The sequence below is a fragment of the Roseovarius sp. D22-M7 genome (assembly GCF_037083785.1).
Classification (GTDB): domain Bacteria; phylum Pseudomonadota; class Alphaproteobacteria; order Rhodobacterales; family Rhodobacteraceae; genus Roseovarius.
The window spans coordinates 1-6,536 of record NZ_JBAPKY010000098.1 but is presented as its reverse complement, the minus strand read 5'-3'; the positions used below and the strand labels follow the sequence as shown (position 1 = coordinate 6,536).

General features: G+C 62.2%; 8 protein-coding genes. 4 read left to right on the top strand and 4 right to left on the bottom strand.

Translation table 11 applies throughout. The features are described from left to right. Positions 1-50 precede the first annotated feature (50 nt). A complete protein-coding gene (locus V8324_RS20755; protein WP_336421801.1) occupies positions 51-668 on the bottom strand; it encodes a hypothetical protein in 618 nt (205 codons plus the stop codon). 360 nt (positions 669-1,028) lie between these two features. On the opposite strand from V8324_RS20755, the gene V8324_RS20750 reads away from it, so the two are divergent. From V8324_RS20750 to V8324_RS20735, 4 genes are read left to right on the top strand one after another with little or no spacing between them, the layout of a single operon-like run. Continuing rightward, entirely contained in the window at positions 1,029-1,484 is a 456-nt protein-coding gene (locus V8324_RS20750; protein WP_336421800.1) for a hypothetical protein, read from the top strand. Continuing rightward, positions 1,481-1,936, top strand: coding sequence for a hypothetical protein (locus tag V8324_RS20745; protein ID WP_336421799.1), 456 nt, complete (start codon positions 1,481-1,483; stop codon positions 1,934-1,936). Before V8324_RS20750 ends, V8324_RS20745 begins: the two co-directional genes overlap by 4 nt. A gap of 58 nt (positions 1,937-1,994) precedes the next feature. Further along, positions 1,995-2,399 (top strand): hypothetical protein, encoded by a 405-nt coding sequence (locus V8324_RS20740; protein WP_336421798.1) that lies wholly within the window; start codon positions 1,995-1,997, stop codon positions 2,397-2,399. A gap of 3 nt (positions 2,400-2,402) precedes the next feature. After that, positions 2,403-2,606 carry a hypothetical protein gene (locus V8324_RS20735; protein WP_336421797.1) on the top strand — a complete coding sequence of 68 codons (204 nt, stop codon included), beginning with the start codon at positions 2,403-2,405 and terminating at the stop codon, positions 2,604-2,606. Between the two features lie 448 nt (positions 2,607-3,054). Here the strand turns inward: V8324_RS20735 and V8324_RS20730 are convergent, their stop codons facing one another. From V8324_RS20730 to V8324_RS20720, 3 genes are all read right to left on the bottom strand, one after another. Next, complete coding sequence (locus V8324_RS20730) at positions 3,055-3,564, bottom strand: YHS domain-containing (seleno)protein (protein WP_336421796.1); 510 nt, start codon at positions 3,562-3,564, stop codon at positions 3,055-3,057. A 270-nt stretch (positions 3,565-3,834) separates the two neighbouring features. After that, on the bottom strand, positions 3,835-4,827 hold the full coding sequence (locus tag V8324_RS20725; RefSeq protein WP_336421795.1) for an SGNH/GDSL hydrolase family protein: 993 nt from the start codon (positions 4,825-4,827) through the stop codon (positions 3,835-3,837). 499 nt (positions 4,828-5,326) lie between these two features. Further along, complete coding sequence (locus V8324_RS20720) at positions 5,327-6,427, bottom strand: TauD/TfdA family dioxygenase (RefSeq protein ID WP_336421794.1); 1,101 nt, start codon at positions 6,425-6,427, stop codon at positions 5,327-5,329. Between the last annotated feature and the right edge of the window lie 109 nt (positions 6,428-6,536).

Genomic DNA, 6,536 nt, shown 5'->3' with positions numbered 1-6,536 from the left:
GTGCATGAACGCACGGATGCTAACGTGGCAGGTGGGTCAGTTTTAGATGATCATAACCCACCCAGGTGGGTCACTTTTGCATGCCGATTCACATGTGTCGGCACTGCGCCCCGGCGCTGCAGCGACGGCTCACCGCGCACGATCGCTGCGAGGTTGCGCTCAAAAACGTCAAGCTCCGCCGATCCGCATCCGTTGAGCCGGATCGCATCGACACTTGCGCTGGTTAGACCGGCCACCATCTGCAAATAATCCGGCCCGAAGGCAAAGGCCATCTTAACCGGATTGAAGGCGAGCGACATGCCCTCGCCAAACACATCAGCGTAGGACGGTCGCACGCGAATTTCGCTCGGCGCACCCTCCTCTGTTTCTTCAATCCCCGGCGCGATTTTTTTGACCCAGTCTACTCGCACAGAGAAGACTTGTGCCGGTTCGGGCACAACACATTGCTTCTCGTAGACTGCGTGATAAACCATCGCCAGCACAGTCAGTTTTTTGGTCTGCCGCGCGATAACCTCTGTCTCGTTCAGAGTCGCCCCTCGCGCGATCTCGAACCGGCCCAGTGCAACCTCGCGAAGCCATTCCCCTTCCTGGCTGGATCCGACCCACTCGGCTTTCACCGGCCCCGCCATACAAAGCGCCAGACACGCCAATTTTAACGATTTCCACATTTAACTCTCCGACGAATCTCGATTTACTAGGCTCTGGACCCGGTAGCGGGTCTTCAAATATGTTTCGCTGGGCACCAAATGGACGTTCGCGCGCTACCGGCCCGCGTGTACCGCACATTGAACAAAAGCCTCATGTCAAAGCGCACCGATCAACAACGGTGGTTTTCGCTGGCGACACAAACGGTTGAGTTTTGGCACCTCATCGGTTTTCAACCGGGTTAAGAGACAGCCAAGCCTCGCCAGGCTACGATCTTCGCGGCGAAACGATGCAAGGAGATCGGGGTCGTTCTGATTGACAGACCTGCACCGGACGCCGATGATTTCTCGGGCTTATGTGAAGTGTGCTGACGTATGAGATTGATGGCGTTGATATTCGGTCCGATCATGCTCGTCGCGCACGCGGCAGCACAACAGGCCGAACCGCTCGAAGTAGACCGGGACCGGATCGCGGCGGCCATACTCGACTGGCAGATCGAGCGCTCCCGGCACATCGCGAGAGAAGGGACCTTCCGCACGGAACCCGGCGACGGCCATGTCCGCATCATCGATACGGTCCTGCCGACAGAGAACCGACCGATGTACACCGACCTCCGGGTGGAAACCGACACCGTCACCTGCTTCGACGCGGACGGCGACGCGATGCAGTGCTACTTTCAGATTGCCTTCCGGAAAGGTCGCAGGCTTCAGGCTCTCGAAGCCGCCGACTTCCGCCTTCAGACCGACAACGCCGAACTCGTGCCGACCCCCAAGGGCGGGCTAAAGATCCGGCGCTACTGTACCGGGGGCATCGCCCCGGACTGCGCGGACTACCGATGAGCGGACGGCTCCGTGCCGTCGCGGCAGTCGCGCTTGTCGCGACGGCGGGGATGGTGGCCGACAATCCGCTTGTCTCCGAGGGCGGGCTAAGGCCGCATTCCGGCTTTCTGCCCGACGGCACGTTCGGCTTCGCGCTGGAACTAACCGAGGAAATCGCGGCGGCCGGAGATCGACCCGGGCTGCCAGCGGGCACCTTTGTCCTCCACGTCGAACGCCAGCGTGACGGCGATGGAGAGGGCGGACAGGGTCAGGCCCAGATGCAGGCTCTACTGTCCGACCTTCAGCCTGGGGACGTGGCACATCTTCTGATCCTACTCCCGGACGGCACTCGCGATCGCGTAACTTTCTCCCAGCCCTCGCTCGCGGACCGCGCGGCCGAAGAGAGATCGCGTCGTTTGGAAGCCGAATGGCGCCTCTCCGAGAAATCGCGGATGGCCGGCGATCCGTTCTGAGACAGCTATTGGGGGATTCGTCTGCGCAACATCGCGTTGGGAAACTTCGAACTGACCCATGCAATGGGACAATCCGACGCCGACCTGCTGGAAAAAGGCGCGTCTGCGCTACTGGGCGACGAACTTGCGCCGCTGGCAGCAAGGCGTATTCGATGTGCTGCACGGATCGGAAAACAGCAAGATCTTTGCTGAACGTGTCGATCATGCGTGCATTGAGAACTACGGTCACGCCGGTCCTGTCTTCGTGGAAAAACTGATGAGGGCCACGGATAAGGCGGGGAACTGGCGGGCGTATGTTGATAGCTTCTGCCGCGTCATCGGAAAGGAGGCGGATGTGTCTCTCAGTGACGGCCAGGTTCAGCGTGTCCTGAAGCGTTTCGCGCTGGCGGCACTTGCCGGTGAACTGGCCACGCAGGTGGGACTGACCGGATGGCCGAAAGGTGCGGCTCGGGATGTTGCCTAGGGGATGTTTCTGACCTGGTTCGAGCATCGGGACGGCACGACCAACGACGAGATCGCGACCTCGGTGACACACAAGCGGGACTACGTGGCGAAGAACCTCGATCGTTTCTGCACGCTCGGCACCAATGACCATGACCCGGTGGACGGCTTGCGGGACGAGACCTGGTTCTACATCCGGCCGGAATGCTGGAAGGGCGATGCATGGTGAGAACGACCCTGTCGAAATGGCTCACCTGCATTCCGACGGTGGCATCTTGAAGACACAGCACGGCGGCGGCTTTCAGTTCAGGACGGGACGCGACATCCCGAAGCGCCCGAGGGTCTATGCCATTCGTGCGACTGCGCTCGTGGCAGAAACGGAAGCTTGAACCAACTCGGCCACGGCATGAGGGAGGCCGCTTGCCTCTTTTTCATGCCGAACCAGTTGGGCCCGACGGACCACTTGGACCAAGAAAGCGTAGTGTTTTCAAACCGGTCTAAGTGGTCCAAGCGGTCCAAGCAAATTCCGAAAGTTTCCAGAGACGACGCAGCAAGGACGTGCTGCCGTCGTTTGCATGTGCGGGTGCGACGGCTCAGCCTATTGGTGTGGAGCCGAGGATAACGGACAAGCGCATGATCACAGGCATGACGCAGCCCGTCGTCGGGACCATGATCAATCAAGCCATCCCTTGGACGATCCCCGGCCAGCGTCTGTCGGCGCGTGCGATGAAGCCGGGAATGTCGGCCTCCCACTTGCTCTGGATGTCGTCGTTGAAGTTCAGATAGAGCTTGCCGTCCACGACGGACCAGTTCCGCGGCTGGGTGCTGTAGAGCTTGCCGCGCGCGGCCACCGCCCAGGCGCAGAAGCCACCGTATTGCGGGGCGAAGCGCTCTGGCGCGGCCACGAACTCGGCGCGGTTCGCGGCGCTGGAAAACCGCCAGCGCGCGCCGTTCCACTTCGCCTCGAAGGCCGCGTCGCCGGTCACCGGACGGCCTTCGCGGAAATAGGCCACCGGATCGGTGCCACGGATCGCTACTCCATCCACCGCGAAGACCGGCGTCGGCGGCAGCTCCTCGAAACCGGCCAGGCGTTCCAGTATGCTGCCCTCGAAAGCCAGCGCGCCACCGACGATGGCGACCGTAGCGCCGGTGGCGATCATGAAGTTGCGTCTCGTCGGCATTGTCATCTGTCGATCTCCCCACCTTGTTCTCGAGGAGTATCACGCGCTTCGAGCCATCGACAATTTCGAAATGCGTCCGACATTACGCATCGTGATGATCGCGTGAGGACCGCTGCGCGGCGCTTTCACGTGACCCTTCACTCTCGCGCCAAGCCTTCGGCACCCGACAAGAGGGTCATGGCCTACCCCTGGTGCGCCTCGGTTGCGCGGACGAGGGCCCGAGGGGTCGGGATTCGACCGAACCTTACTTTGCCGCCATGTCGTGACGTCGGAAGGTCATGCCGGGCGGCGCCGAAGGAGCGCCAGACCGCCGAGTCCCACGAGGAGCAGCACTCCGCCGGCGGGCAGTGGAACCGGCGCCACTGGAGCGACGAAGCGCTCGGCGATGAGCGCGTGGGCCGCGTCAGTGGGATGAATATCGTCGTAGAAGAGATATCCCGAACAATCGGTGACCAACCCGCCGAGCAAGGCCGTAAGGCATGGGTTCTGGAGTTCGGTGAAGAGGCCCGAACCCGGTGTCGCGATCTCTTCGAACAGCCCAAATATGTCGACGTAAGAGATGTTGGCGGTGGAGGAGAACGGCGCGAGGATCGTGCGGAGGGTGTCGTTGAAAGACGCGCTTGCAGCCGTCGCGGCCAGCGCGGCGTCGGGGCCGCGCGCCAGCACCTCGGGGATGCGCCCGAGGTTCGGCGCGCCGAACACCGCAACGTTGGAGAAGCCTTCGGACACGAGGTCGCCAACGCCGCTTGCTACGGACGTGATCGCACGCGCGATGACGGTCTTCGCGGCGTCCTCGTCGGGCGCGTCGAGGGCATCGCGGAGGTCGTTGCCGCCGAACCAGACAGCGGCAAGCGGGTTCGGCCCGAGCGTCGGGGCCGACGCCTTGTAGAGGGCGATCTGGTCAGCGAAATCAGGCACGTCGAAGCCGAGCGTGATCTCGTCGTCGGGATCGGGCGTAAACAGATTTGGAAAGGTGAAGTCGATCGACCCGTTGGGAGCCGCGCGCGCCGAGCCATATGCGAAGTTGGTCGCGGACGCGAAATCGGCGCCGACCTGGGCAGCCCAGGCGTCGCCGTCCGTGAACTGGCCCTGGGGGTAGAGCGGCAGGACCGGCGAGGCCGGCATCCCCGTCAGCGCGTCGAACAGGTTGCCGGGATCGCTCAGGCTGTCGCCGAAGACATAGACGTCCGAGAAGATATCGAGCGGGCTGGTCTGTCCCGCAACGGGGCACATGGCGAGCGCCGCGGCCATCAGAACGCGCTTCATCATCGAGGTATTCCTTTCCTAGGTGGCAGCAGTATCGCGTGACATGCACGTTCAAGCAATAAGGACGTTGGGATCGCACATGTGCCGTCAACCGCTCCGGTTCCGCGCGATTGCCGGACGATATATTGCATAGGATGCTGCTAAGTTTTTTTGACCCGTCCATTGTTCAGGCTTTCGATGTCGAATTCGACTTCCACTCACGTAAATTTCTAACACGCTACCCATGGGCGCCATGCGGACCTTGCTGCAGTTCTCCGCGTGTGCTCGGTTTTCACTACGCCCGTGGAAACCCTTGGTGACTAGGGCGGAGGGACGTCCTTCTTTGCGAAGGCTGGCGGGGAACCCCCGAACCCGAAAAGCTGAAAACCGATTCTCAAAGCAGTCGACCTCGTATACCCCTGTCGAGAGGGTCATCTTGTGCGACATAGCAACAATCAGTCGGGTTAGGTTGGCGGGCCTCCATTCGGCGACCCGCCAACCATTCTTGTCGGCCTTGGCGCGATCAGTTCAACGAGTTTTCGAGCACGCGAAGGCGGCTATCCCATTCACCTCGGTCGACGTAACAGCCGTGCAGGTGACGGAAACCAGTCGATGGGTCGAAGGCCTCGCGCCCGTGCAGGAGACGGCGATTGTCGATGATCACCATTTCTCCGCCCGAAAGCTTCAGCGCGATGCCGTAGGCCGGGTCGCGCGTCATCTCCATGAACAGCCGGTAGGCGCGGTAGAAAGACTTCAGGCGTGTGGGCTCAAGGTCCAGAATGTCGGCCAGGTGCGCGTTGAAACAGATCTCGGACACACCGCCGCGCGTGTCCAGCGTGATGACGGTCTTGCGCGCGCGGATGTCGGTGCCGCCGTCTTGGAACCGGAAGGGCACGGTGACCGTCGACAGGACATCGAAGGCTTCGTTATCGCGGGCACGCAGATACTCGGCCACGGCGACGCCGTCGCAGAAGGTCGAGCCGCCGCCCTCGGCCTCGTTGGCGAGACAGTGCAGGAACTGGTAGCCCGGCGGAAGTTCCTGGTTGGTCAGGTCCGTATGCAGCGGCAGCGCGTCCGACGTATAGGCGAGGTTGTTGGGATCCGGCGTGGAGACGACTTCGAAGGTCAGGCCGAAGTTCGTTTCGCGCAGGCGGCCGACCCGGCGGGCGACTTGCGTTCCGGCCTCCGTGCTGTCGGCCAGCCCAGTTACGATGGAAATGCCGTAGCGCTTCGTGTCGCGCTGCCAGTCGGCGAGGGCGGCATCAGAGGCGAGCAAGCCCCTGGCATCGTGGCGGGGCACGCCAGCCCCGCTGAGGTCTGCGCGCCATGCGACAGGAAAAAGATCGGCCGGATCGTGACGGGGCCGCCCGGGGCGATGCGCCTTGATCCAGTCAAGACCAAAGCGGCTCGGCGTTTCCCCGTCGTTCCAAGTGACGAGGAGAGCATCCGACGTTACCTCCGTATCGTGCGGGACGATGTCGAGTGGAACCTTCGTGAGGTCGAAGGTGCGCTCGCCGGTATGCGGGTGAAAACCCGAGGGGTCGGTGTCGCGCAGCCAGATATAGGGGATTTCGCCCTCAGTCCCGTCGGACCAACGGATCTCGAGGCTCTCTGCCCCGGCCATGAGGGTCGGTTACACGTAAGACCGCATGTCTTTTCCATCGGCACGCTCATGACGGTTTAGCCTGTATTCTGATCGCATGGCGGCAAGTGCCGTCGATCTGCGATGGAGG

Excerpts from the sequence above, each read along its gene's own strand:
- V8324_RS20755 (WP_336421801.1), bottom strand. The coding sequence starts at position 668 with ATGTGGAAATCGTTAAAATTGGCGTGTCTGGCGCTTTGTATGGCGGGG.
- V8324_RS20750 (WP_336421800.1), top strand. The coding sequence starts at position 1,029 with ATGGCGTTGATATTCGGTCCGATCATGCTCGTCGCGCACGCGGCAGCA.
- V8324_RS20745 (WP_336421799.1), top strand. The coding sequence starts at position 1,481 with ATGAGCGGACGGCTCCGTGCCGTCGCGGCAGTCGCGCTTGTCGCGACG.
- V8324_RS20740 (WP_336421798.1), top strand. The coding sequence starts at position 1,995 with ATGCAATGGGACAATCCGACGCCGACCTGCTGGAAAAAGGCGCGTCTG.
- V8324_RS20735 (WP_336421797.1), top strand. The coding sequence starts at position 2,403 with ATGTTTCTGACCTGGTTCGAGCATCGGGACGGCACGACCAACGACGAG.
- V8324_RS20730 (WP_336421796.1), bottom strand. The coding sequence starts at position 3,564 with ATGACAATGCCGACGAGACGCAACTTCATGATCGCCACCGGCGCTACG.
- V8324_RS20725 (WP_336421795.1), bottom strand. The coding sequence starts at position 4,827 with ATGATGAAGCGCGTTCTGATGGCCGCGGCGCTCGCCATGTGCCCCGTT.
- V8324_RS20720 (WP_336421794.1), bottom strand. The coding sequence starts at position 6,427 with ATGGCCGGGGCAGAGAGCCTCGAGATCCGTTGGTCCGACGGGACTGAG.